The sequence below is a fragment of the Pseudomonas sp. TWP3-1 genome (genome assembly GCF_049896625.1).
Taxonomy (GTDB): domain Bacteria; phylum Pseudomonadota; class Gammaproteobacteria; order Pseudomonadales; family Pseudomonadaceae; genus Aquipseudomonas.
Window position 1 is genome coordinate 255,608 of record NZ_JAFCUQ010000004.1, and the last position, 26,847, is coordinate 282,454.

The following is a 26,847-nucleotide window of genomic DNA, read 5'->3' on the forward strand; positions in this document are numbered from 1 at the left end:
CTGCTGCACCTATGATCGGTCGCCTTGTAGTGGTCGGTCTGGGATTGATCGGTGGTTCGTTTGCCAAAGGCTTGCGTGAAAGCGGCGTGTGCCGCGAAGTGGTCGGCGTCGATCTCGATCCGCAATCGCGCAAGCTGGCGGTCGAGTTGGGTGTGGTTGATCGCTGTGAAGACGATCTGGCTGCTGCTTGCCAGGGCGCGGACGTGATTCAGTTAGCAGTGCCGATCCTGGCCATGGAAAAAGTCCTCGCCCGGTTGGCGAGCATGGAACTGGGGTCAGCGATTCTGACTGACGTTGGCAGCGCCAAGGGCAATGTGGTGCGCGCAGCAACTGAAGCGTTCGGCGGCATGCCGGCGCGCTTCGTGCCGGGTCATCCGATTGCCGGCTCTGAGCAGAGCGGGGTGGAAGCTTCCAATTCCGAGCTGTTCCGTCGGCACAAAGTGATCCTCACGCCGCTGGCGCAAACCGATCCGCAAGCACTGGCAGTGGTAGATCGCTTGTGGCGCGAACTGGGTGCCGATGTCGAGCACATGCAGGTCGAGCGTCACGACGAAGTGCTGGCTGCGACCAGTCATTTGCCGCACCTGCTGGCCTTCGGTCTGGTCGATTCGTTGGCCAAGCGCAATGAAAACCTTGAGATCTTCCGGTACGCTGCGGGCGGTTTTCGCGATTTCACAAGAATCGCCGGAAGCGACCCGGTCATGTGGCACGACATCTTTCTCGCCAACCGCGAGGCTGTCCTGCGCACACTTGATACATTTCGCAGCGACCTCGACGCCTTGCGCGACGCGGTCGATGCAGGGGATGGGCACCAATTGTTGGGCGTCTTCACGCGCGCCCGGGTTGCCCGCGAGCATTTCAGTAAAATCCTGGCCCGCCGGGCCTATGTGGACGCTATGAATTCCAACGATCTGATTTTCCTGGCTCAACCTGGTGGACGCCTCTCCGGTCGGATTCGCGTACCGGGTGACAAATCAATTTCCCACCGTTCGATCATGCTCGGTTCCCTCGCTGAGGGCGTCACCGAAGTCGAAGGTTTCCTCGAGGGCGAAGACGCTCTGGCAACCTTGCAGGCGTTCCGCGACATGGGCGTGGTCATCGAAGGCCCGCACCACGGCCGCGTGACCATCCACGGTGTCGGCCTGCACGGTCTGAAACCGGCTCCGGGCCCGATCTATCTGGGCAACTCCGGTACTTCGATGCGTCTGCTCTCCGGTCTGTTGGCCGCGCAGAACTTCGACAGCACTTTGACCGGCGATGCTTCGCTGTCCAAGCGTCCGATGAATCGTGTGGCCAATCCGCTGCGCGAAATGGGCGCAGTGATCGAGACCGCCGCCGAAGGTCGTCCGCCGATGGTTATTCGCGGCGGGCACAAGCTCAAAGGCCTGACTTACACCATGCCGATGGCCAGCGCGCAGGTTAAATCCTGCCTGCTGCTCGCCGGTCTGTACGCCGAAGGCAAGACCACGGTTACCGAGCCTGCACCGACTCGCGATCACACCGAGCGCATGTTGCGCGGCTTCGGCTACCCGGTCAGCGTCGATGGCGCGACTGCATCGGTCGAGTCCGGTAGCAAATTGAGCGCAACCCACATTGAAGTACCGGGCGATATCTCGTCTTCGGCGTTCTTCCTTGTGGCGGCATCGATTGCCGAAGGTTCGGAACTGGTGCTTGAGCACGTCGGCATCAATCCAACCCGTACTGGCGTGATCGACATCCTGCGTCTGATGGGCGCTGACATTACTCTGGAAAACCAGCGTGAAGTCGGCGGCGAGCCTGTAGCCGACCTGCGCGTGCGGGCAGCTAAACTCAAAGGTATCGAAATCCCGGAAGCACTGGTTCCGCTGGCTATCGACGAATTCCCGGTGCTGTTCGTGGCGGCTGCTTGCGCCGAGGGTCGTACCGTTTTGACTGGCGCCGAAGAGCTGCGGGTCAAGGAATCGGATCGCATTCAGGTGATGGCGGACGGTTTGCTGGCATTGGGCGTCAAATGCGAGCCGACTCCGGACGGCATCATTATTGATGGCGGGCAGATCGGCGGCGGTGAAGTGCATGGTCACGGCGATCACCGGATTGCCATGGCATTCAGCGTGGCTTCGCTGCTCGCCACTGCGCCGATCCGCATCCATGATTGTGCCAACGTCGCGACGTCGTTCCCGAACTTCCTCGCGCTGTGCGCGCAGGTCGGCATTCGTGTGGCACAAGAGGCTCAGTCGTGAACAACATTGCACCGGTCATCACCATCGATGGGCCAAGCGGTTCGGGCAAAGGCACGATAGCCGGAATTCTGGCCAAGCGTCTGGGCTGGAATCTGCTGGATTCCGGTGCGCTGTATCGCCTGCTGGCATTCGCTGCGCATAACCATGGTGTCGATCTGACCAATGAAGAGCTGCTGAAAAAACTTGCCGCTCATCTGGATGTTCAGTTCATCGCGGCGACCGAAGGTCAGTTGCAGCGGATCATTCTGGAAGGTGATGAGGTCAGCGATGTGATCCGCACCGAGACCGTCGGTTCGGGGGCCTCGCAAGTGGCTGCATTGCCCGCTGTGCGCGAGGCGCTGCTGCAGCGTCAGCGTGCTTTCCAGGAAGCGCCGGGCCTGGTGGCTGACGGTCGCGACATGGGTACCGTGGTTTTTCCAGGTGCACCACTGAAGATTTTCCTCACCGCCAGTGCCGAGGAGCGGGCGCGCCGTCGATATTTGCAGTTGAAGGGCAAAGTCGAGGGTGTTAGTCTGTCGAGTCTGCTAGATGAGATCCGTGCACGCGATGAGCGTGATACCCAGCGCGCAGTAGCCCCGCTCAAGCCGGCGGCTGATGCCATACAGCTGGATTCCACGGAGTTGTCCATCGATCAGGTGCTTGCACGCATCATGAGCGAGATCGCAATCCGCGATATCGCCGGGTGACCAAGAAGCGACGCAGGGGACCAGTCATAGTCCTGCGCTGTTTCTTTAAATGAACGTAACCCACGTCGTCTGGGATGTGGAGATGGGCGTATTCTTCGCCCTTATACTCAGGAATTAAAATGAGCGAAAGCTTTGCGGAACTCTTTGAAGAAAGCCTAAAAACCCTGAACCTTCAGGCAGGCTCCATCATCACCGGTGTTATCGTTGATATCGATTACCAGGCTCGCTGGGTAACCGTTCACGCTGGTCTGAAGTCTGAAGCTCTGATCCCGCTGGAACAGTTCTACAACGATGCTGGCGATCTGACTATCAATGTCGGTGACGAAGTTCACGTTGCTCTGGACTCGGTTGAAGATGGCTTTGGTGAAACCAAGCTGTCCCGTGAGAAAGCCAAGCGCGCTGAGTGCTGGATCGTTCTGGAAGCAGCCTTCGCAGCTGAGGAAGTGGTCAAGGGCGTTATCAACGGTAAGGTTAAAGGCGGCTTCACTGTCGACGTTAACGGCATCCGTGCGTTCCTGCCAGGTTCCCTGGTTGACGTCCGTCCAGTGCGCGACACCACGCACCTGGAAGGCAAAGAGCTGGAATTCAAGGTCATCAAGCTGGACCAGAAGCGCAACAACGTTGTCGTTTCCCGTCGCAGTGTCCTGGAAGCCGAGAACTCCGCCGAGCGTGAAGCTCTGCTGGAATCCCTGCAGGAAGGCCAGCAAGTCAAAGGTATCGTCAAAAACCTCACCGATTACGGCGCATTCGTCGATCTGGGTGGCGTGGACGGCCTGCTGCACATCACCGACATGGCTTGGAAGCGCATCAAGCATCCTTCCGAGATCGTTAATGTTGGCGACGAAATCGACGTTAAGGTTCTGAAGTACGATCGCGAACGCAATCGTGTTTCCCTGGGCCTGAAGCAACTGGGCGAAGATCCATGGGTTGCTATCAAAGCCCGTTACCCAGAAAGCACTCGCGTTACCGCTCGTGTAACCAACCTGACCGACTACGGCTGCTTCGCTGAGCTGGAAGAAGGCGTTGAAGGTCTGGTACACGTTTCGGAAATGGACTGGACCAACAAGAACATCCACCCTTCGAAAGTCGTACAAGTCGGCGACGAAGTGGAAGTTATGGTTCTGGACATCGACGAAGAGCGTCGTCGTATCTCCCTGGGCATCAAGCAGTGCAAATCTAACCCGTGGGAAGATTTCTCTGGCCAGTTCAACAAGGGCGATAAAATCTCCGGCACCATCAAGTCGATCACCGATTTCGGTATCTTCATTGGTCTGGACGGCGGCATCGACGGTCTGGTTCACCTGTCCGACATCTCCTGGAACGAAGTGGGCGAAGAAGCCGTTCGCCGCTTCAAGAAGGGCGACGAGCTGGACACCGTTATCCTGTCGGTTGACCCAGAGCGCGAGCGTATCTCCCTGGGTATCAAGCAACTGGAAAGCGATCCGTTCTCCGAGTACGTCTCGGTTAACGACAAAGGCGCAATCGTTACTGGCACCGTGAAAGAAGTTGACGCCAAAGGCGCCATCATCGTTCTGGCCGACGATATCGAAGCGACTCTGAAAGCCTCCGAAATCAGCCGTGACCGCGTTGAAGACGCGCGCAACGTTCTGAAAGAAGGCCAGGAAGTAGAAGCCAAGATCATCAGCGTTGATCGCAAGAGCCGCGTAATCCAACTCTCCATCAAGTCGAAAGATGATGCTGAAGAGAAAGAAGCTATCCAGAGCCTGAAACAAGCTCCGGAAGCTGAAGGCGCAGCTGACACCACCATGGCTGGCCTTCTGCGCCAGGCAATGGCGGCCAAACAGAACTAAGTTCTGATTGGGCTGTAAAAAGGGCGACTTAGGTCGCCCTTTTTTATTGCCTGCGATTTGGTGCTTATGCCATGCATGGCTTGCTCGGATTACGAATGAAACCAATCACTTCGCCGGACTGTCTGTTCTTTAGTCGGAACAAATGTCTATTCGCGACTAGGCTTAGGCTGAAGATCGCAGTAGTCGGGCAGCGTGCCTGGCATAAGGAAGTGAATGAACAAGTTTATCGTCCTGATCGCAGTCATGCTGTTGGCAGGGTGTACCACCAGCGCCAAAACCCATGCGGTGCGTGGTGTAAGTGGTATCGAAGTCGACTGTTCAGGTTTGGGCTCTGGCTGGGAAAAATGCCAGAAGCGTGCCGCGAAAGAATGCAAAGGGGCGGGCTACAAGGTTGTAGTGCGATCCGATGACGCCAAGGAGGAGGATGATTTTCCGTTTGGTTTCAATCCGGCCGGTTATCTCACGCGCAATATGTTGGTGATTTGTCGTTGAAAGGGCAAATATCCAAACGTAGTGCCGCCCTGAAAAAGTGCGCTCCGACGACGAAGAAGATATGTCAATCCCTGGGCTGTTCAAATTCTTCCGGGCGTGCTAAAACCTTTCAAGCGCTGATCTAGCTGCTTGAAAAAGAAGGGAAAAATATGACGAAGTCGGAGTTGATCGAACGAATTGTCACCCATCAAGGGCTGCTCTCATCCAAGGATGTGGAGTTGGCCATCAAGACCATGCTTGAACAAATGTCCCAATGTCTGGCCACCGGCGATCGCATCGAGATCCGTGGGTTTGGCAGCTTCTCCCTGCACTATCGCGCGCCGCGCGTAGGTCGCAATCCGAAAACCGGTCAGTCCGTCAGTCTGGACGGCAAGTTCGTTCCGCATTTCAAGCCTGGAAAGGAACTGCGAGATCGGGTCAACGAAGAAGAGGAGGAGGGGGTTTGATTGTTACCGTACTCAAAGGGACTGCGCATGCGTAATCTAAAACGCATCCTGTTGGCCGTGCTTATTCTCGTGCTGGTAATGGCAGTGCTCGCCTTCGTTCTGGAGAACCAGCAATCGGTTTCATTGCTGTTTCTTGGTTGGGCGGGGCCGCAACTTCCGGTGTCAGTGGTTCTCGTGCTGGCGTTGCTGATCGGTATGTTGATCGGACCGGTTCTTGGCTGGTTTCTGGGGCGTACGTCCAGAGCTAACCGCAAGCGCCTGGTCTGACATCGGCGTAAAGCAAACCGCGATCCAGACTTTGGCCACTGCTTGTCTATATCCATTAGTAAAACGTTCATTAAGCTGTAAAATGCTGCGCTTATCCGATACTGGCAGATTTCCATATCGGTTCAGACTGACATCGTCAGAAGCCACAGCTGAAATGATGGCTTTTGCATTCATGGATTAGACAGCGCTCGCTCGACGGCCCTGTCAGCAACTCAAGGGTATGGTTTCGCGTGAAAATTCTAGTAACCGGCGGCGCCGGGTTTATCGGTTCCGCAGTGATCCGTCACATCATCTCCAATACTTCCGACGCAGTCATCAACGTCGATAAGCTGACGTATGCTGGTAACCTTGAGTCGCTAGCCGAAGTCAGCGGTGATTCGCGCTACGTATTTGAGCGCGTTGACATCTGTGATCGTGACCAAATCGACCGTGTCCTGCGTGAGCACCAACCGGATGCAATCATGCACCTGGCCGCAGAATCGCATGTCGATCGCTCGATCACTGGTCCGTCCGAGTTTATCCAGACCAATATCATCGGTACTTACACTCTGCTGGAAGCAGCCCGCCAGTACTGGTCGGCGCTGGATGACACCCGCAAAGCTGCTTTCCGCTTTCACCATATTTCGACTGACGAAGTTTACGGCGACCTTGAAGGTCCGGAAGATCTCTTCACCGAAACCACGCCTTATCAGCCAAGCTCGCCATACTCGGCCAGCAAGGCAAGTTCCGATCATCTGGTTCGCGCGTGGGCTCGTACCTACGGTCTGCCAACTCTGGTGACGAACTGCTCGAACAACTATGGCCCTTGTCACTTCCCTGAGAAGTTGATCCCGCTGATCATTCTCAATGCGCTGGAAGGCAAGCCGCTGCCGGTCTATGGCAAAGGCAATCAGGTTCGTGACTGGCTGTATGTCGAAGATCACGCTCGTGCGTTGTACAAAGTCGTAACCGAGGGCGTCATCGGCGAGACCTACAACATTGGTGGCCACAACGAGAAGCAAAACATCGAAGTCGTGCACACACTGTGCGCCTTGCTTGATGAACTGCGTCCGGATTCTGCTCACCGTCCGCATGCCAGCCTGATCACTTATGTTCAGGATCGTCCGGGTCACGACCAGCGTTATGCCATCGACGCGAGCAAAATCCAGCGCGAGTTGGGCTGGACGCCGGAAGAAACCTTCGAAACCGGTATTCGCAAAACTGTCGAGTGGTACCTCACCAACACTGAATGGGTAGAGCACGTCAAAAGCGGTAGCTATCAGCAGTGGATTGATCAGAACTACGCAGATCGCTCGAACAAGGCATGAAAATTCTTTTGCTGGGCAAAAACGGTCAGGTAGGTTGGGAGCTGCAGCGCTCCCTCGCTCCGCTTGGCGAGCTGATAGCGCTCGATCGCCATGCCGTTGATGGTTTGTGCGGTGATTTAGCCAACCTGGATGAGTTGCGCGCAACTATTCGGAAAGTCCAGCCTGATGTCATTGTCAACGCAGCAGCCTACACGGCAGTCGACAAGGCTGAGTCGGAGACGGATCTTGCTTGCCGTGTGAACAGTCAAGCCAGCGAGCTCATGGCCGAGGAAGTGGCGAGTCTGGGGGGGTGGCTGATTCATTACTCCACCGATTATGTTTTTAGTGGACAAGGCTCGACGCCGTGGCAGGAAACCGACGCAGTCGCGCCGGTGAATCACTACGGTTCGAGCAAGCTGGCGGGAGAGCAAGCCATCAGCGCGTCGAGTTGCAAGCACCTGATCTTTCGCACGAGCTGGGTGTATGGCGCACGTGGCAACAACTTTGCCAAGACCATGCTTCGTCTGGCGACGGATCGAGACACGCTGAACGTTATCGCTGATCAGATCGGCGCGCCGACGGGGGCTGACCTGATTGCCGACGTGACGGCCCTGGCCATCCGCCAAGTCATGCAGCGTCCCGAGCTGTCGGGTTTGTACCATCTGGCAGCCAGCGGCGAGGTGTCCTGGCATGGTTACGCAAGCCATGTGATCGCGTTCGCAAAACACAACGGCGAGCAACTCGCCGTCAAGAACGTCAACCCGATCGATACCACTGCTTACCCGACACCCGCACGTCGTCCTCTGAATTCAAGATTGAATACTCAGAAGCTGCGCGACAACTTTTCTCTACACTTGCCGGATTGGCAAAGTGGTGTAACCCGAATGCTTAGGGAAGTTCTGAACAAATGACTACGACAAATCGTAAAGGCATCATCCTCGCAGGCGGCTCGGGCACGCGTCTCCATCCGTTGACTCTTGGCGTGTCCAAGCAAATGTTGCCGATCTACGACAAGCCGATGATTTTTTATCCGCTGTCCGTGCTGATGCTGGCAGGTATGCGTGAAATACTGATCATTTCTACCCCGGAAGATCTGCCTTGTTTCCGCAAGTTGCTGGGCGACGGTAGCCTCTACGGAATTAAACTTACTTATGCCGAGCAGCCTACCCCTGATGGTTTGGCGCAAGCGTTCATCATTGGTGAAGAGTTCATCGGCAATGATCCTTGCTGCTTGATACTTGGCGATAACATCTTTTACGGTCAGCACTTCTCGGACAATCTGCGTTCGGCCAGTGTTCAACAACAGGGTGCTACTGTCTTTGGGTACCACGTTTCCGATCCCGAGCGTTTCGGGGTTGTTGAGTTTGACGAGTCGGGTCGTGCTCTGAGCATCGAAGAAAAACCGCTGAAGCCAAAGTCCAACTATGCGGTCACAGGATTGTATTTCTATGACAACGATGTGGTGGAAATCGCCAAGAGCATCAAACCTTCGGAGCGCGGAGAGCTAGAGATCACGGATGTGAACCGAGCGTATCTGGAGCGCAAAACACTGAAGGTCGAGATGCTCGGTCGTGGATTTGCATGGCTGGATACCGGGACTCACGATTCGTTGCTGGAGGCCAGCCATTTCGTGCATACAATCGAGCAACGTCAGGGGCTGAAAGTCGCGTGCCTGGAAGAAATCGCATTTCACAACGGCTGGATAACTGCCGAGCAGTTGGGTGCGCAAGCTGAAGCTCTCAAAAAGACCGGATACGGGCAATACCTGCAAAAGTTGCTGGACGCGCCTTCTCATTAAGAGAGGGTATTCTCCTTTCCGAACGGCAACGTTCCAACCGGTTTAACAGGATTGGTATGCCAGTAAGACATCCCAGGGTTGCGGTTTTGCTGGCTGCCTTTAACGGTATGCATTGGATCGAGGAGCAACTTGCCTCGATTCTCGAGCAGACTGCGGTTGATGTGACGGTATACATCAGTATCGATCCTTCATCGGACGGTACCGAGAACTGGTGCTACGAATTCGCTGCTGTTAACCCTGGTGTCGTCGTCTTGCCGCCAGCGGGCAACTTCGGCGGCGCGTCGCGCAACTTTTTCCGACTGATTCGAGACGTTAACTTCGACGGCTATGATTTTGTCGCATTCGCTGATCAGGATGACGTCTGGGATAAAGATAAGCTGTATCGGGCAATCCATATACTTCGAACGCAAAAGCTTGATGGCTACTCCAGCAACGTCATTGCCTTTTGGAGTAGCGGCAAAACGCATTTGATCGACAAGGCTCAACCTCAGGCGTCTTGGGACTATCTGTTCGAAGCCGCCGGGCCAGGCTGTACTTATGTTTTAGGTAATAAGCTTGCCGTCGAATTCAAGGCTGCGGTATGTGCCAATTGGCATCAAGTACAGGATATTGGTTTGCATGACTGGTATTGCTATGCGTTCGCCAGGAGTAATGGTTTTCGGTGGTACACCGATCCCGTGCCTTCTATGAAGTATCGTCAACATGAGAGCAATCAGGTCGGCGCCAACGTCGGGATCAACTCGCTATTGATGCGCTATAAAGCCATTCACGATGGTTGGTGGTTTTCTCAAGTAAAGCTGATTGCCGCTCTAGTGGGCAAGCGCGAGGATCCATTCGTTCGCCCTTGGTTTCGACTGGAGCGCCGACAATTGATCGCTCTCTCATTAAAGGCTTGGAATTGCCGCCGGCGTGTACGCGACAAGGTGTTTTTTTTCCTTATTTGCTGGGCCACAGCAATAATCGGGAAAAAAGTTGAATGAATAAACGGCAAGTTTTGGTGACTGGCGGAAATGGTTTTGTGGGTGAAGCGGTATTGCTTCGTTTGTTGCTCGACCGTAAATACGTGCCCGTAGCCGCCGTCCGTGGCAGTTTGCGTTTGTCTGGTCTTTGCCGGGTCGTACCTTTTTCGCTCGGTGATACTTCAGAATTGCCCGCACTGGACGACGTTGCAGTAGTGGTTCATTGTGCTGCGCGCGTTCATGTGATGAATGAGGTAGCGCAGGATGCTTTGGCGGAGTTTCGGAAGATCAACGTCGATGGTACAGCGGCTCTCGCGCGCAAAGCTGCAGAGGCCGGTGTCCGGCGTTTCATTTTTATAAGCTCGATCAAGGTGAATGGTGAGCGCACATCTGAAGCCGCTCCCTTCCGATATGACGACGTTCCTGCTCCCCAAGACCCCTACGCTCAATCCAAGCATGAAGCCGAACAGGTTTTGCTGGAGATCAGTCGAGAGACTGGTATGGAAGTGGTGATCATTCGTCCACCACTGATTTACGGTCCCGGCGTCAAAGCAAATTTTTTGAGTATGATGAATTGGCTTAGCAAGGGTGTTCCACTTCCTTTTGGAGGCATCGCCAATCAGAGGAGCTTGGTTTTCGTTGGTAATCTTGCCGATTTGGTTGTGCTGTGCGTAGATCACCCTGCGGCGGCGGGTAATACGTTTTTGGTCAGTGATGGCGTCAGTTTTTCGACTACACGATTACTTACAAGTATCAGTGAAGCTCTCGGGCGTGCCACATATCTCGTTCCAGTTCCGTCGTGCCTTCTAAAAGGTATGTTGTTTTTGATTGGGAGGCGAGTAGTTGCCCAGCGCTTGTTTGATTCGCTCGAAGTTGATATTTCCCGAACCCGAACTGTTCTCGGATGGTCTCCACCCGTGAGTGTTGAGCGCGCAATTCGTCGAACCGTAGCTCAATATCTGGATGCTCAAAAAAAATGATATTTTCTGGATTTTTGTTAACGGTGTTCGTCGCTTCTTTAGTGCTGACCTACGCGCTCCGGCAGTATGCTTTGGCCAACAGTCTGATCGACATCCCTAATTCACGAAGTTCTCATTCCATTCCGACTCCTCGAGGCGGCGGCGTGGCCATCGTCGTCTCGTTCCTGATTGCGTTGCCTGTATCGTACAACCTGCAATTGGTTGATTTTCCGACCATGATCGGGTTATGCGGTGCAGGTGGACTGGTTGCGATGTTAGGTTTTGCTGATGATCATGGGCACATTGCCGCTCGCTGGCGACTCGTCGGCCATTTTGCGGCGGCCGGTTGGGCATTGTTCTGGCTGGGTGGCGAAGCTCAGATTTCCCTGTTTGGTTATTTGATCGGTTTGAACTGGATTACAGGAATCTTGCTTGCGGTCTACCTGGTCTGGATGCTCAACCTCTACAACTTTATGGATGGCATTGACGGGTTGGCAAGTGTTGAGGCTATCTCGGTCTGCCTTTGTGCATGTCTGGTTTATTGGGTCAGCGGTTATTACGCTCTGATGTGGACTCCTTTGCTGCTGGTAGCCTGTGTTGCTGGATTTCTATGCTGGAATTTTCCTCCTGCACGAATCTTCATGGGGGATGCCGGTAGTGGTTTTCTAGGCCTGATGGTAGGACTGTTAGCAATTATTTCGTGTAGCAAGATGCCTGATTTGCTGTGGTGCTGGCTCATACTATTGGGCGTATTTATAGTGGACGCGACTTGGACTCTCTTGCGACGTCTTGCTCGGGGGGACAGGATCTATGAAGCGCATCGTAGCCACGCTTATCAGTATGCCTCTCGGCATCATGGTAGCCACAAGACAGTCGTGTATGCCGTCCTGGCAATAAATCTGCTTTGGCTCACTCCGCTCGCCGTCATGACCGCTATCGGTTTGGTCTCAGGGGTGCTAGCGCTTGCCATTGCCTACATTCCGTTGATATTAGGCGCAATCAAATACAAGGCCGGAGTGCCGGAAGCATCAGGGCCGGGGATTAACTAATTTTCCCAGATCATCCGATTTCGCTGTCTCTCTGGCCGGCCCTCCTCTATTTCACGCGCCGCTTTGGCTCTTTGCGAAGATGGAGATGCGGAAGTCGAAGCGCCTGCGATCCGATCTGAAGGGTATCAACAGCAGACGTACACTTTCTTGCTGGAATCAAAAAAATAAACAATTGTGTGCAGATTTGGATTTGCTGAATAATGCGCACCTTCAAGTCAACGGCAGGTTACCAATCGGAACAATGCCTTGAAATTTGCGCTCAAGCGATGAGCAGTCTGATTGGTTGACAGAGAAAGACTCGTTTTTAAAGGATAAATTGCTCGATATGAGGACTTCGAAAAAGTCGCTATTCACACGTTTTCTGGCAGGGTTGCGCCTGTCGTTTTCTAACCCGAAGGCAGTTCTCCGGCCTGTGTATCAACGATTCCCTTTTTTGGCGAGTATTCGGGTAAGAGTAGGGATTTTCTTTCGGATCGCTCGGACCAGGCTTCTTGTCCTCGTTAACTCCAAAAATAACCTCGTCGCCCTACAGGCGTTGACGGAAAAACGGTTCTCCCATGTCTTTTCTAAAGTCAAGCTCGGCGAGCATCTGGTCATTGATATATCGATCGTCACTTATAACAGTTCGAAGTGGGTTGACGATTTTTTTGAGTCGTTAAAACGGCAAAGTTATCCGTGTGAGAAACTGAACCTTTTTTTTGTCGATAATGGCTCCGTAGACCATACGGTCGAAAAGCTTGAGCACTGGCAAAGAGAACTCGTTGGCAAGGTCGGTGGGTTTCATATACTGCGTGGAGAAAATGTCGGGTTTGGTGCAGGGCATGATCGTGCGATTGCCCAAGGCCGGGCGGATTATTTTCTGGTTAGTAATATAGATATCCAATTGTCCGATGATGCAATTGAGCAGATAGTTGCTCATGCTGTTTCGCATGGTCAAAACGACGTCGCCTCATGGGAAATGAGGCAAGCTCCTTTTGAACACCCGAAATATTATGATCCTGTCACGCTGGACACTAACTGGTCTTCTCATGCTTGCATCCTTATCAGGCGTGATGCTTATTTGCGTGTTGGCGGTTATGAGAGTCAGATTTTTATGTATGGTGAAGATGTTGAACTGTCTTACCGGTTCAGGTCTTTTGGTTATCGGCTTAAATACTGTCCTTCCGCGGTTGTATTTCACTACACCTATGAGCACGAAAACCAGGTCAAGCCTCTTCAGTATGTCGGAAGCACCCTGGCGAACGCTAATATCAGATTTCGTTATGGTTGCTTTTTCGATAAAGTCGGAGGTCTCGCGCTTCAGATTTTGTTGATGCTACGACCACAGGTGTACCCTGGCTCACGCCTCCATTTAACGAAGAATATTCTTCGCCTAGTGAAAACTGCGCCCCATTTTCTCAGAGGTAAAGGACCTGAGAAAGCGGTCAAACATCCGTTCAGAGGGTTTGACTATGAAATGATCAGAGATGGAGCTTTCTGGAAGGTTGGTGGCCCTCTCGTTGAGCAACCTCTGATTACGATTGTCACTCGGACCTATCGAGGGAGAGCAGAGTTTCTCAGGCAATCAATAATGTCGGTCATCAATCAGACTTACCAGAATATTGAACTGATTGTTGTCGAGGATGGCGGGCGGACAATGCAAGCTCAGGTGGAAGAGGCTTCATTGTTATGGGGGCCAAGTGTGCGATTCTTTGGTTTGGAAAAGGTCGGGCGCTCTGTAACTGGAAATTATGGTCTTGAAATGGCCTCGGGAAAATATTGTATGTTCCTGGACGACGATGACCTGCTTTTTCCTGATCACGTCGAAGTTCTTTTGGATGCTCTTTTGAAAGACCAGCAAGCAGTTGCCGCTTACTCTCTGGCCATGGAAGTAGGTACCGTCATCGACGAGGCTAGTGGGCGGTATGTCGAGGTGAGTTACGAAACGAATGCTGCCTATAAGCAGGAGTTCGACTACGAGACGCTGCTTGATCATAATTACATACCGATTCAGTCTATATTGTTCAAGCGTGACCTGTTTGTGGAACGAGGCGGTTTCGAAACCGATATGAGTAATCTTGAAGATTGGAATCTTTGGTTGCGTTATGGCTATAAGAACCATTTTTGTTATGTTCCGAAGACTACTTCCTTATTCAGGACGCCTGCGGATCCGAGCGTGAGAGTCGGGCGTCATAAGCAACTCCATGATGCCTATTACACAGCGAAGAGTCGTGCAGTGGCATCTTGTGCAGGCTATGAGTAACTTCTGTTTTTTTCTTATGACTCTCCGGAAAAAGCTGCCTGCTCAGGCAAATGCCAGTCAGCCTAGCTGACTGGCATTTTTCTTTATGATCGGGTACTTCGATGATTTCAAGCGAGAAGGCTCAGGTGATCGGCAATAGCTTGTTCAGGCGGCTTTTTTGCTGTTGCTGCTGCAAAGGCTCGGCGGAGTAGGGGGCATGCCACAGTTTTAGGCTGTCGGGCTAGGATTTCTGGCAGCATCGCCAACGCTCGGTAGCTCAGCGCATTTTCGCTTTGGATGTCGACGTGATGCGTGGGAAATTTCGTGTTTCTGCGTGAGTTTGAATGTTATCATCCGCCAGAATATTGGCTTGAAGACGTCTGCTCGGAGAGCTGAGCTAGCCGACCAGCTTGCGAAAATGCAGCATGGGCCGATTGGATATCTGGCGAGTCATCGGTTGATTTCAGCTCCCTCTATATTCGAGATGGCGGTCCGGGGTGCACAGCTTGTTCCTCATTCGACGTGGTCGCACAGGTTTTCGAAGATCTGGCTGCCCGTCTCATTGTTTTTTTGTGTCCCGTGCTACCCACGCACCAATCCCATGGCCGGTCTGACTTCGGCAATAATGGGCTCCGCAAATTTTAAGGAGCTGCGCTTCTATTGAATGGAACTCACTGACTTTGTAAGACAACGCATAGGCTTGTCTCGCGCCTTCTGTAGAAAAATGCGATATTTTTCCAGAGCGCTTCGCTTTTCATTATCGGATATGACCCCTTCGCTTTCGGCCCATGATGGCCGCTGGTACGTATTTTTTTGTTGAGGCTTTTGTTTGATGCGCCGATTTTCTGCCAATCCATTGGAAATGTTCGCCAGTCTCTGGCGCAATACTGCCCTGATCAAAGCCTCAACGATCCGCGAGGTGCTTGGGCGATACCGCGGCTCGGCGATGGGGTTGCTTTGGTCGTTCTTCAATCCGTTGTTGATGCTTGCGGTTTATACCTTCGTCTTCAGCGCGGTACTGCGTGCCCGATGGAGCGTGGATAGCGATTCGAAGACTGAGTTCGCGCTGATTCTGTTTGCAGGGCTGATCATTTTCAACTTGTTCTCCGAGTGCATTAACCGGGCGCCCGGCTTGATTCTCGGCAAGGTCAATTTCGTAAAAAAAGTGGTTTACCCCCTAGAGATCCTACCCGTAGTGGTGCTGGGCTCAGCGTTGTTTCATGCTGCGATCAGTCTGGGCGTATGGTTCATCGCCTATGGGATTTTCTTCGGCGTGCCACACGCCACAGCCTTTTACCTTCCGCTGATCATCATTCCTTTCATCATGTTCATTATGGGGGTCAGTTGGGCACTCGCTTCCTTGGGAGTCTACCTGCGTGATGTTTCACAATTCATAGGGATTTTGACTACCGTTCTGATGTTTTTGAGTCCGATTTTTTACCCTGCGACGGCACTTCCCGAGTCGTATCGTCACCTGCTTTATCTCAATCCGCTGACTCCAGCTATCGAGATGACTCGTGACGTTCTGTTCTGGGGCAAGTTGCCGGATTTTGAAGTATTGGGAATCTATTGGGTTGCCACGACGTGCATCGCATGGTTGGGTTTTGCCTGGTTCCAGAAAACACGTAAAGGATTTGCTGATGTCCTCTGAAGTCGCGATTAAGGTTGAGAACCTGAGCAAGTGCTACGAAATCTATGATCAGCCGCGTGACCGGCTCAAGCAATTTATCGTGCCTCGCCTGCAAGGCGCTGTGCATTTGAAGCGTAGTCAATTCTTCCGTGAATTCTGGGCTCTGCGCGACGTTTCTTTCGAAGTAAAGAAAGGGGAGACGGTCGGAATCATCGGTTGTAACGGCAGTGGTAAATCCACTCTGCTGCAGATGATCTGTGGGACGTTGAATCCCTCTTCCGGTACCGTGCAAACTAACGGGCGTATTGCAGCTTTGCTTGAGCTGGGGTCCGGGTTCGATCCAGAGTTCTCTGGCCGAGACAACGTTTACATGAATGCGGCCGTTCTCGGGGTGGCGAGGGAAGAGGTCGATCAGCGATTCGATGAGATCGCGGCTTTTGCGGATATTGGTAGCTTTATTGAGCAGCCAGTAAAAAGCTATTCGAGCGGCATGGTCGTTCGACTGGCATTTGCGGTTCAAGTGATGATCAAGCCAGATATCCTCATCGTTGACGAGGCGCTTGCCGTAGGGGACGAAAAATTTCAGCGCAAGTGCTTTGCGAGAATGGAAGAGCTGAAAAACAACGGCACCTCGATTTTGTTCGTGTCGCACTCTGGGCCAAGCATTATCGAACACTGCGACAGAACCTTGTTGCTGGATCATGGTGTCCGTTTGATGTACGGCGCCGCTCCACAGGCAGTGAGAGCCTATCAAAAGCTCATCTATGCCCCTGAGACAGAGTACAAAAGACTCGTTGAGGCCTATTTGGCGGCTGATAAGTCCGGGGAGGATATTGACCTTCAGAAAGCGGTTGTCGAGCGATCGGTGAATTCCAGCGAACAGGCGACTGATGCATTTGACGCCGGCTTGGTTCCTGAAACTACCGCGATCTATCCCACGCAAGGTGCCGAAATCAAATCCTTCACCATTTTTGATGCTGAAGGCCGGCTGGTGAATGTTTTGCAGTCCGGGAAGACCTATCAGATTCAAATGGCAGGGCACTTCGACCAGGACTTTGACGCTACGTTCTGGGGTATTCATATCCGGAACGTTTCGGGCGCGGTTTTGACAGGTCAGCGTTTTCCCGAGGACGGTTCTTATTTTGAGCCCGTCCGTGCCGGGAGCGACTTTAATGTTAAATTTTCTTTTCAGATGAATTTATTACCTGGCACCTACTTTGTAGGAGGCGGAGTTTGGTCTAATCAAGAACCAAATTGTGCGCACAGGATCATGGATGCAATCATGTTTCGGGTGGCCCCGGGAGAAAAATCGAATTCTTTCGGCTATGTGGATTTGATGACAAGTGCGCCTCAGGCGGATGTTGGGAAAGGATCCATGATTAAGTAAATGTAAGCGCCTGCCATGATTGTTCGCAGGCAATTGGATGTGAGGTCTGACAGTCAACAACAGCGTTGTTGACTGTTTGATTTAAATCGGCTTGGAAGTTTGATGCTGCATAGCAGCATATTCATAGGGTTTATGACGTACATGCTAAATATCAGTGATTGGCCACCAGGTGACGAAGAAACAGTATTTGAATATCTCCGCTGGAGTGGCTATCGTTCGGAGCGGCACAAGCTTTTCTATGTGAGTACTCCAAAAGTTGCTTGCACCTCTCTGAAGTGGTGGTTTGCATCATTGGAAGGGTGCTCTAAGGCTCTGAACGAAATCACCGATAGTGCTGAAAGTAATCCCGATCAAGTCGTGCATGAAATGCACCGAGTTGCACCGCATGTTACCGGCCTGCACCCGGACGCACTGCAAGAGGCGCTGACATCAGATGCCTACTTCCGATTTGCTGTTGTAAGAAACCCTTACAAGCGCATATTTTCGGCTTGGCAATCGAAATTGCTCCTGCAGGAACCGCAGCAGGTTGGCCCCTATCTTCAGAGAGATTTTTATCATCGACCACTTAAAGGTGCCGAAGATATTGCCTTGGCGTTCGAAGGTTTCCTCGAGCACCTTGCCACTCAGGAGGCGCCAACTTATTGGGATCAGCATTGGACCCCTCAAGTGACGTTGTTACGCCCAGACCTGATCAATTACACCGTGCTGGTGAAAATTGAAGAGACTCTGCCGCTGAGTCAGGCACTGTCCGAGCACTTGGGGCAATTCTTCCCTGATCCCTTTGCCGAACGCCGGGCGAATGAGAGCCTGATTCCCTATCTTCCGGAGTTTTTGACGGAACGTAGCGCCAGCCTGATCCGTACTTTGTACGCCGAAGATTTTTCAGTCTTCGGTTATGACACGCAGTTGCCAGAATCCAAAGAATCGTTTTCCGAAGATGAGCTACAGTTGGCATTGCGCGCAATAATGCTTATCCGTGGACGCCATCAGCGCCTTGGCGAACGCACGGCGCAACTTGCAGTCCTCAGTCAGACAGCGAGCGCGCTTGAGGCAAAAGTGGAGTCGCTGAACGCCTCCATGAGCGAAGGCAGTGTGCAAATCAACGATCTATCTCTTCTAGTGGTTGATCGCGAGACCGAGATAGGAAAGCTCAAGCGTCGAATTGATGAGCTCGAAGCTGATTTATTGAATCACAGCCTCACCAACGCCCGTGTCGTCGAATATGACGAGAAGATCACTGAGCTGTGTCATGCGTTGGTCGAGCGAGATGGCCAGATCGTCGGATTGACGCAAACAATCACCGAGCTGGATGCACAAATCACCAGCCTGAGATATTCCGTTGTCGAGCTCGAAGCTCAGTTGCGAGGCTTTACGCATATTGATAACGCTCGTGAAGGCGAGATCAGCGACTGTACTCAGACGATTAAAAGTCTTAACCATGCGTTGCTCGATCGTGATGGACAAATTTCCCAGCTCCAAAGTGTCGTGGGTGAGCGCGATGGCCAGATCAATAATCTGAAGCACGCCATTGTCGAGCGCGACGGTGAAGTCGGCAGCCTAAAGAATGAAGTATTGCGTATCACTCGGCAAAAAGATGCGGATATTGATTTGGTTCGCCAAGAGCTCCATCAACTCCTGAAGTCTCGTTCGTGGCGTGTTACTGAGCCGTTGCGCAGGGCCGGTGGTCTGAATCGCCGAGTACGGCATATGCTTTCATTGGGCAAGGTTGTCGAAGTGCTGAGGAATCGTCGTGATTTCTACAACAAGACCACTGTTGCGCAGCTTCGCGAAAGCCCTTTGTTTGACAAAGAGTACTATCTCGCAAATAACGACGATGTCCGCGCACTTGGCGTCGATCCGCTCAAGCATTTTATGCTTCACGGGTGGAGAGAAGGTCGAGATCCATCTGGTTTTTTCAGTACCTCCAAGTATCTTTCGGATAATCCGGACGTCGCACAAGGTCGTGTGAACCCGTTGGTTCACTACCTTAGAAGTGGTCAACTGGAGGGGCGGTCGATTGCCTCGCATTCGCGCATCGACGCGGTGACTACGCCTGGGGCTGATGCCACTGCTCCCCAGCAAGTTCTCTCTCCGATTCCTGCATCGATTGTTGATGCGCAGGTCGACGTCATTCAAAAGTCCGGCATGTTTGATGCGGGTTATTACTTTGCGATGTACCCGGAACTGAAACAGGCGGTTCTGGATCCGCTACGCCACTACTGTGAGCGTGGTTGGCGAGAAGGGAAAAATCCGTGCGATGATTTTGATACTCTTTCTTACCTTGAAATGTACAAAGATATCAAGGCAGCAGATATCAATCCGTTTTGGCATTATGTGGTAGCTGGCGCTTCCGAGCATCGAATAGCGGTGCCAAGTTCGGCACTCCGATATCAAGAAGATGTCCGGTTTGGCGCTTTGAACAGTATTGTCAAGCTGATCGCTATTTATGTTTCTCCATGCTGGGATAAGTTGCGCAATGCTCGCTCATCGTCTAAGGGCGGAGCACAGTTGATCCCGAATGACTACCTCGGTTTTTATGAGTCGCTTGATGGCCGTGTACTGCGTAAACAGGCTGAGTTGGCTAAAAATCACGGAGTCTATGGCTTTTGTTTCACATGGGAAGGTGCGGCCCGACAGCCTGTAGATGTTTTCCTTGATAACAAGGAGATCGATTTAAATTTCTGTGTGATGGTTTCCCAAGACGTCGGTATGTTGCCAGTACGTCTGGCGGAAGCGCTTTGCGATCCGCGTTATCTGCGTATTGATGGTCGCCCTGTGATCATCACGCAGTGCTCGGGTGAGAACGATGTCGAAGCGCTGACACTTCTAGAAAACGAGTTCGCCAAGCTTGATATTGATGCTTATCTGATTATCAGGTCGGCTCAAACGAGTGACTTTGTACGAAGCGATAAACTCTCGTCTTTGTGTGACGCCCTGCTGGATCTTCCGGTGGAGCCTGTCCCGGGGGAAACTGGTGCGTTCGAACCTCGTATCCGATCCGGAGTTTCTGCAGTTCCGTATTCGGTGGTTGTGGCCAACGGCATCAAGCGTACCCAAACCGCCCAGACGCATTCGTTGCCTGTATTTAACGGGATTACTCTGGCAAGGGATGAATCTGCGGTTAGTGCAGACTTGCCGCTGGTGTACACGCGTTTCACTTCCGCGGAATATCGTCGTTGGCTAGATGCCGCAATTCTTAGTACCCAGCGCATTCACTCCGAGGATCGGCAACTGGTATTCGTGAACGCTTGGAACGACTGGAGTAATGGCCTGTTTCTTGAGCCAGACAAGGTCGCCGGTTTCGGTCGTTTGAACGAAACAAGCTGCGCTTTATTGAATATTGATTCGAATCAACTGATGCCAAAAGTTTCAGTCATTGTGCCGAATTTCAATCATGAGCGCTTTTTGCGTCGGCGCTTGGATAGTATTTATGGCCAGACGTACCGCAATATTGAAGTAATTTTGATGGATGATTGTTCGACGGACCAAAGTCGTGCGGTATTAAGTGAGTACGCCGAAAAGTTTCCCGACGTAACGATCAAGCTGTTCAATGAAACCAATTCCGGTGGCGTATTTCGGCAGTGGGCGAAAGGTATCAAAGCGGCGACCGGAGATCTTGTTTGGGTTGCCGAAAGTGACGACTACTGCGACGAAAATTTCCTGACAGCCCTGGTTCGTTGCTTTGATGATGAAGCAGTGATGCTGGCTTATGCTCGTTGTGAATTTGTTACCAGCGATGAAGTCGTCATGGATGACGAATTCCATATATACGTGAGCGATTTGGATTGCGCCGAAAAGTGGCGGAAGTCTTACGTCGAGACGGCCCACAATGAAGTACGTACTGCGCTGGGAATTAAAAATACTATTCCTAACGCGAGTGGCGTTGTTTTCAAGCGTCCGGTAGATATGCCGTTGCTTGAGGACGAATCGTGGCTTTCCATGCGTGTGGCGGGCGATTGGGTTTTCTACCTGCACCTGATTCGTGGCGGCAAAATCGCCTATTCGATCGAAGGCACGAATTTTTTCCGCCGGTATGTGGGCAGTACTGCACAAACGACGTACAAGAGAGAAGTCTTCTATAACGAACTCGGCATGGCAAGCCGTACAGTTCAGGCACTCTATAATGTGCCGATTTCAGTACTTGAGCTTTGTGAAGAAAGCAGTGAACGGCTTTACAATCATAACGTCGGTAACTCACGTGAAGAGTTTCAAGTGTGGTACGGCCGCGATGCCATCTTTGAAGCGCGCGCCAATCGGTCGCCGAACATCATGGTTTCTACGATTGGTTTCTACCCAGGTGGGGCAGAAATTCTGCCGATTCGACTGGCGAACGAATTCAAGCGTCAAGGCTATTCGGTTTTCCTGTTAAGCGCCGGTCTGACGGCTCGTGAGGACGGTGTTCGCCGTATGCTTCGCCCAGACGTTCCCTTGGTTGAAACCTCTGATCTGGCCGAAGTGAAATCTGTCATTCATGAGTTTGGCGTTGAAGCCATGAACACTCACCAATGGCACATTCAGAAGTACCCGACTCAACTTTCCGACGTGTTCTCGGAGCTCGGATCCCACGTAGCGTCTCTGCACGGCATGATCGAGCATGGTGATGCATTCGCGGTGACTGAAGAACAGCTTCGCGCTGCAGATAGTGGAGTAACAACCTGGGTTTACACTGCCGACAAGAACATTGTCCCTTTCGAGAATTTCTCGTTGTATGACAAAGATTCCGAACGCTTCGTTAAAGTGCCTAACGGCCTGCAACCTCAGGACGTAGTGGCAATCGAGCGGGAGCAACTGGGTATTCCACGGGATGCCTTTGTACTCTGCTGCGTGAGTCGTGCGATTCCTGACAAGGGTTGGGAGGAGACGATTCAAGCCGTCGAGTTGGCACGCGAGCTCTCCGGTCGTGATATACGTTTGCTGCTCGTCGGTAATGGTCCGGTCTATGACGAATACTGCCGGGTAGGTGTTCCTGATTTCGTCTACTTGGCGGGTTTCAGTGACAACTCGGTCGGCCACTATGCGGCTGCCGACATGGGCATCATGCTGACCAAGTTCAAGTCCGAGAGCTTCCCTCTGACAATCGTGGACTGCCTTTTTGGCGGTAAACCGTATATCGCTTCCGATGTCGGTGATATCAGAAACATGTTGACGATAGATGAGAAAATTGCCGGGGATGTGATTGTACTAGAAGACTGGGAAGTGCCAGTTGAACAGGCGGCGAAAGTAATTGCCGGTTTTGCGACTGATAACAAACGGTATAGCTCAGCGCTAGGATTGGTCAAAGAGGTTTCCCGTCGCTATCGAATCGATGCCGTGGCAGCGCAGTACGTTCGTCTGTTCGAGCGCGACATCAAGGCCAGTCGAGGCGATCAGGCTGGTTGAGCGCTCTTGCGTCTACCGCCGCCGGCATGTTGGCGGCGGTAGATCGGCTCAGATGCAGCACACGTTGTAGGGTAAGATCCGAAGCGTCATGAATGAGTTAATGTATTTTATCGACTCGCTTTGTACCGCTTCGCCCGTGACTGATACATTTTATATTTGCAACGCTCTGTGAATGCAGGCTTGCGCGGTGATGCAGTCACTGCATGAGACTCTGGTGACACAGGCTGTTGAGCATTGGAGGCTAACCTTGAAAAAACCCGAGAACACCTCAACCGTCAGAGCGACACGTTCGCTGGTATTGGGCGGGCGAGGCTTCGTCGGTACTCCCCTGATCGATGCATTGCTCGATCAGGGGCATGTCGTGCGTTGTTTTGATCGACCAAACGTAGTCGCGCTTGGAGCCTCTCACGTAGAAAATCCAAATTTCGAACTGTGTGAGGGTGATTTCACGAGCGAGGCCGATATAAGCGAGGCTTTGCAAGGTTGCGATTTTTGCTTTCATCTCGTATCTACAACTCTGCCCAAGTCGTCGAACGCGGATCCGATTTTCGACGTCGAAAGCAATCTGGTCGGTACGATCCGCTTGCTGACATTAGCGGTCGAGGCGGGTATCAAGAAGGTAATTTTCGTTTCGTCGGGTGGCACCGTCTATGGCGATCCAGTCGAGTTACCCATTCCTGAGACACATCCCACGGAGCCTGTTTGCTCCTATGGGATTGCAAAATTGGCGATCGAGAAGTACCTGGCACTTTTTCATCGTCTGCACGGCCTTGATTACACGGTTTTGCGACTGGCGAACCCATTTGGAGAAGGTCAGCGTACGCACGCGAGCCAAGGTGCCGTCGCGGTATTCCTGGGTAAAGTCTTGCGTAATGAGCCTATCGAGATCTGGGGAGATGGTTCGGTGGTACGTGACTACATTCACGTTGCCGATGTTGTGCAAGCCTTGCTGACGTCTCTCGAGCCTTCCGGGAAGGAGCACGTATTCAATATCGGCTCTGGTCGCGGGCACAGCCTGAATGATGTACTTGACGCGATCGAGAAGATTACCGGGCGCAAAGCGATCAGGGATTACCAACATGCGCGCGGTTTTGACGTGCCTTTTAGTGTTCTCAGCATCGAACGAGCGAGGGATGTACTAGGATGGGCGCCGGCCGTCAGTTTTGAAGAGGGCCTGAAGCGGTTTGTGGAGTGGTTGGAGAAGACTTCGTCCGCCAGTTTGCCTTGAACGCAGTTCGCTGATTTTTGCTGGGAATAAGCCCCGTTGGGTGATCAACGGGGCTTATTCATTTCTGCCGTAGAAGACGTCTGCAGAGCTTGCCGAGGAAGGAGCGTTTTTCAGTATGCCGTTCGCCTGTCGCGGTAACTTGTTCGAAGCTTTCGCGCTCCGTGCAGTGGTGTTGCCTTAACAACGGTTTCAAAAGTGGCGCTATCATCATTGCGTGGGCTGTTGGTTCATAGTGATGATCATTAGGATCAGGGTTGCGCAAGATTTCTTTGAGTCGGCCCATCTCGTCGACGGAAGTTTTATCCAGATTCAGATGGCTTATCGCTTGACGATTGCAAAACGATTCCATTAGTGCATTGAATTTTATGGTCAATCGAGTTCTCTCGCGCAGAGACGTTGTTACCTCTTTTCGCAAGTTAGCGACATCGCCCCACTGCATGTCATCTCGAATGGTCGGAAGCGGGGTGCTGATACAGATCACATGGAATGATTGCGCGATCCTCATCAGGAACTTTTGGTAATTGTCGACGGCCCGCTCAAGCATCTGCTCCACGGAGCTCCCGTACTTTTGTGCGCGGTACCAGATCACAAAACCTGTATCGACTTCTCCCAACATCACGATTACCGTTTTAGCCGCAGTCGATTGCAGCGCCGCCAGATACTGCGGCATCGCTTGGGTAGCGGAATTCGGGTTCTGTAATCCCGACACAGTGGCACCGCCCACTGAAATCACTTCAAATGTTTGCTCGGGAAACAAAGCCTTCATCTGCTCTGAACTGAAAACCAAAGCGTGCGAATCGCCGAGTACAAGTACAGACTTCATTATCTGATCAGGTCCTGAAAAGGTTCTTTCGATTGCATTAGAGCCGTGACTTCCGCTCAAATCGTTCAAAACAGGAGCGCCGCGTGCTGAGTAGACGTTCTGTATGCACCCGGCAACTGGCCCCTGCATCATCAAATGGCGCTGAATTTCCTGGCTATTCTTCTGGCGAGGGCTGATGCATACAAACGCAACTCGGGTACTGCTGTGGCTTCCCAGAAGTTGGCCTTGAGCATCGGTCCGACGTAGCTCAGCCATTCGGACGGCATACCTGTTTTGCCGAGGACTGCCAGACTGTCATCGACTTGTACCCCGAGGCCCAGTTCATCGATAGAAATCAAGCCGTCTGTAATCAGCTGCCTAATCAGTGGCTCGCTGATCAAGTGCGGATTGGAGTTTGGCCCCGTGCAATTGATCACGCGGTCAAATTCCAGTTTTTCCAATTTCTCGTTTCCGCGGCGACGGTAAATGATCAATGTTTTTTCACCACAGGTTTCAACTGAATGAATCCGGCCGGCAATCGGGATGATCTGTTTGAGATTCAGCGCCTGTTCAAAGAGCTCGTAAGTTTCTGGCGCTACGCGATGGCGGTGAACATCCCAATAAGGTTGCAGATGGCGAAGAAACCGTCTGCGCTCCTCAATCGGGAGACGCATCCAGAGTTGGGAGGTGATCGGACGAACTGAGGCGATAACATCCCGCCAATCAAGACCGCTTGCTTTCCCGGATGCAATTTGCCTTTTGATTGTGCGCAAGTAACTCAGGACTGTCGCTGGGCCGCTCAGTAAATCATCCTGAAAAGACAATGGCGCATGTAGCGTACTTTTGCTCACGCGGTGAGGCTGAGGTAAAAGTCCGCGTCGCGACAGCATGTGGATTTGAATGCCATCGGAAGCTTTTTCAAGGGTGGAAATGACATCCAGCGCAGTCAGGCCGCTTCCCAGTAAGAGCACTGATGCGTCTTTGCTCTGCGCAGCCGTAATCGACGCACTCCATGGGTTTGCAATGTAGCGTGGAGAGTCGAGAATGCTTTCAAGTGCAGGTGGTGTGCGTGGCGGAAAGTGGCCGAAAGCCAGAATGACGTGATCGGCAAAGATTGTTTTTCCGCAAGACAGTTCCACTCGTGAAGCCCGCTCCTGCGCCGTCAGTGCTGTGACTTCTGCAGTGATGCGTTCGACACCGATCCGCCCTAGGGCGTGTTTTTCCGCGGCTTCCAGAAGAGAGGCGAGATACTCGCCATACTGCTTTCTGGGGACAAAGGAGCCAGAGGTGGTACTGGGTGAAGAACGTTGGCAGGCGCGCAGAAAGGAGTCCGGATCATCTACGAGAGCGCTCATGTTGCCCGCCGGAACATTCAGCAAATGTTTTGAGCTGCTGGTGCCGTAAGCCAGACCTCGGGCCATGGCGCCGGAGCGGTTGATTATGATGAGTCGGGCACCCTCGGGGGCCGCGTGCAAGAACTCGATGGCGGCGACGGTTCCACTAAAACCCGCACCGATGATGACTAAAGTATTCATGTGCGCGGTTGTTTATTGATGAAGTCGATGATGCGCCGTGCCGCAGTTTCCAGGTCATCCTCCAGCGTGCAAATCCTGATTTGGGGATTTTCCGGGGCCTCATAAGCAGAGTCGATGCCGGTGAAATCTTTGATCAGTCCCTGGCGAGCTTTTTTGTAGAGACCCTTGGGATCTCTGCGTTCACACTCATTGAGGGGGGTATCGACAAAGACTTCGACGAATTTGTCTTTTCCGATTACGTCTCTGGCCAGAGCGCGATCCCGCACGAAAGGTGAAATGAATGCAGTTATTACAATTAGTCCGGCGTCAGTAAACAGTTTGGCTACTTCGGAAATGCGCCGTATGTTCTCAATGCGGTCCTTGTCACTGAACCCGAGGTCGTGACATAGGCCCAACCGGACATTGTCACCGTCCAGCAAATAGGTATGACGCCCTTCATTGCAAAGTGCCAGCTCTAAAGCGTTGGCAATGGATGATTTACCTGCGCCGCTAAGTCCTGTTAGCCATATGACGATAGGTGTCTGGTTTTTTATGATGCTGCGGCGCTCGGCGTCGACGGCAGAGATATTAGCTACAAGATTTTCGGACATGATTTCTCGTTGAACACTGAAATAGGAAAATGATAATTGCTGGATCAGAGGCCTGGGCGAGCTGGGGCGAATTCCATGTCCCCTACTTTTCTGATCCATTGCA

At 52.5% G+C, this 26,847-nt stretch carries 20 protein-coding genes; 17 read left to right on the plus strand and 3 right to left on the minus strand.

Annotated elements, in window-relative coordinates:
* Nucleotides 1-11 precede the first annotated feature (11 nt).
* From ACP7BN_RS08270 to ACP7BN_RS08350, 17 genes are all read left to right on the plus strand, one after another.
* Entirely contained in the window at nucleotides 12-2,219 is a 2,208-nt protein-coding gene (locus ACP7BN_RS08270) for a bifunctional prephenate dehydrogenase/3-phosphoshikimate 1-carboxyvinyltransferase (protein ID WP_426203296.1), read from the plus strand.
* Nucleotides 2,216-2,905 (plus strand): (d)CMP kinase, encoded by a 690-nt coding sequence (gene cmk / locus ACP7BN_RS08275; RefSeq protein ID WP_426203099.1) that lies wholly within the window; start codon nucleotides 2,216-2,218, stop codon nucleotides 2,903-2,905. Before ACP7BN_RS08270 ends, cmk begins: the two co-directional genes overlap by 4 nt.
* 119 nt (nucleotides 2,906-3,024) lie before the next feature.
* Nucleotides 3,025-4,716: a 30S ribosomal protein S1 gene (gene rpsA / locus ACP7BN_RS08280; protein WP_420646596.1), complete on the plus strand. Its 1,692-nt coding sequence runs from the start codon at nucleotides 3,025-3,027 to the stop codon at nucleotides 4,714-4,716.
* 213 nt (nucleotides 4,717-4,929) lie between these two features.
* Nucleotides 4,930-5,208, plus strand: a complete 279-nt coding sequence (locus ACP7BN_RS08285) for a hypothetical protein (RefSeq protein ID WP_420646597.1) — start codon at nucleotides 4,930-4,932, stop codon at nucleotides 5,206-5,208.
* Between the two features lie 149 nt (nucleotides 5,209-5,357).
* Nucleotides 5,358-5,654, plus strand: a complete 297-nt coding sequence (ihfB, locus tag ACP7BN_RS08290) for an integration host factor subunit beta (RefSeq protein ID WP_003189779.1) — start codon at nucleotides 5,358-5,360, stop codon at nucleotides 5,652-5,654.
* 27 nt (nucleotides 5,655-5,681) lie between these two features.
* Nucleotides 5,682-5,921: a lipopolysaccharide assembly protein LapA domain-containing protein gene (locus tag ACP7BN_RS08295; protein ID WP_426203101.1), complete on the plus strand. Its 240-nt coding sequence runs from the start codon at nucleotides 5,682-5,684 to the stop codon at nucleotides 5,919-5,921.
* A gap of 230 nt (nucleotides 5,922-6,151) precedes the next feature.
* Nucleotides 6,152-7,228 (plus strand): dTDP-glucose 4,6-dehydratase, encoded by a 1,077-nt coding sequence (gene rfbB, locus ACP7BN_RS08300; RefSeq protein WP_426203103.1) that lies wholly within the window; start codon nucleotides 6,152-6,154, stop codon nucleotides 7,226-7,228.
* Nucleotides 7,225-8,118, plus strand: a complete 894-nt coding sequence (rfbD, locus tag ACP7BN_RS08305; protein WP_426203105.1) for a dTDP-4-dehydrorhamnose reductase — start codon at nucleotides 7,225-7,227, stop codon at nucleotides 8,116-8,118. The genes rfbB and rfbD overlap by 4 nt, the downstream gene beginning before the upstream one ends.
* The gene (gene rfbA, locus ACP7BN_RS08310; RefSeq protein WP_402811585.1) at nucleotides 8,115-9,005 is read left to right on the plus strand and encodes a glucose-1-phosphate thymidylyltransferase RfbA; all 891 of its coding nucleotides are present in this window, start codon (nucleotides 8,115-8,117) and stop codon (nucleotides 9,003-9,005) included. Before rfbD ends, rfbA begins: the two co-directional genes overlap by 4 nt.
* A 56-nt stretch (nucleotides 9,006-9,061) precedes the next feature.
* Nucleotides 9,062-9,985, plus strand: coding sequence for a glycosyltransferase (locus tag ACP7BN_RS08315; protein WP_426203106.1), 924 nt, complete (start codon nucleotides 9,062-9,064; stop codon nucleotides 9,983-9,985).
* Nucleotides 9,982-10,944: a UDP-glucose 4-epimerase family protein gene (locus tag ACP7BN_RS08320; protein WP_426203109.1), complete on the plus strand. Its 963-nt coding sequence runs from the start codon at nucleotides 9,982-9,984 to the stop codon at nucleotides 10,942-10,944. Before ACP7BN_RS08315 ends, ACP7BN_RS08320 begins: the two co-directional genes overlap by 4 nt.
* Nucleotides 10,941-11,972 (plus strand): MraY family glycosyltransferase, encoded by a 1,032-nt coding sequence (locus tag ACP7BN_RS08325; RefSeq protein WP_426203111.1) that lies wholly within the window; start codon nucleotides 10,941-10,943, stop codon nucleotides 11,970-11,972. Before ACP7BN_RS08320 ends, ACP7BN_RS08325 begins: the two co-directional genes overlap by 4 nt.
* A gap of 283 nt (nucleotides 11,973-12,255) precedes the next feature.
* Complete coding sequence (locus ACP7BN_RS08330; protein ID WP_426203113.1) at nucleotides 12,256-14,214, plus strand: glycosyltransferase family 2 protein; 1,959 nt, start codon at nucleotides 12,256-12,258, stop codon at nucleotides 14,212-14,214.
* A gap of 811 nt (nucleotides 14,215-15,025) precedes the next feature.
* Nucleotides 15,026-15,844: an ABC transporter permease gene (locus ACP7BN_RS08335; RefSeq protein ID WP_402811597.1), complete on the plus strand. Its 819-nt coding sequence runs from the start codon at nucleotides 15,026-15,028 to the stop codon at nucleotides 15,842-15,844.
* Nucleotides 15,834-17,210: an ABC transporter ATP-binding protein gene (locus ACP7BN_RS08340; protein ID WP_426203116.1), complete on the plus strand. Its 1,377-nt coding sequence runs from the start codon at nucleotides 15,834-15,836 to the stop codon at nucleotides 17,208-17,210. The genes ACP7BN_RS08335 and ACP7BN_RS08340 overlap by 11 nt, the downstream gene beginning before the upstream one ends.
* Nucleotides 17,211-17,312: 102 nt before the next feature.
* Nucleotides 17,313-22,589 (plus strand): glycoside hydrolase family 99-like domain-containing protein, encoded by a 5,277-nt coding sequence (locus ACP7BN_RS08345; RefSeq protein WP_426203118.1) that lies wholly within the window; start codon nucleotides 17,313-17,315, stop codon nucleotides 22,587-22,589.
* Between the two features lie 247 nt (nucleotides 22,590-22,836).
* Complete coding sequence (locus ACP7BN_RS08350) at nucleotides 22,837-23,817, plus strand: NAD-dependent epimerase/dehydratase family protein (RefSeq protein WP_426203121.1); 981 nt, start codon at nucleotides 22,837-22,839, stop codon at nucleotides 23,815-23,817.
* A gap of 58 nt (nucleotides 23,818-23,875) precedes the next feature.
* On the opposite strand, the gene ACP7BN_RS08355 is transcribed toward ACP7BN_RS08350, so the two are convergent.
* From ACP7BN_RS08355 to cysC, 3 genes are all read right to left on the minus strand, one after another.
* Entirely contained in the window at nucleotides 23,876-24,640 is a 765-nt protein-coding gene (locus tag ACP7BN_RS08355) for an SGNH/GDSL hydrolase family protein (RefSeq protein ID WP_426203123.1), read from the minus strand.
* Between the two features lie 131 nt (nucleotides 24,641-24,771).
* Entirely contained in the window at nucleotides 24,772-26,154 is a 1,383-nt protein-coding gene (locus ACP7BN_RS08360; RefSeq protein WP_426203125.1) for an FAD/NAD(P)-binding protein, read from the minus strand.
* A complete protein-coding gene (gene cysC, locus ACP7BN_RS08365; protein WP_426203127.1) occupies nucleotides 26,151-26,744 on the minus strand; it encodes an adenylyl-sulfate kinase in 594 nt (197 codons plus the stop codon). The genes ACP7BN_RS08360 and cysC overlap by 4 nt, the downstream gene beginning before the upstream one ends.
* Between the last annotated feature and the right edge of the window lie 103 nt (nucleotides 26,745-26,847).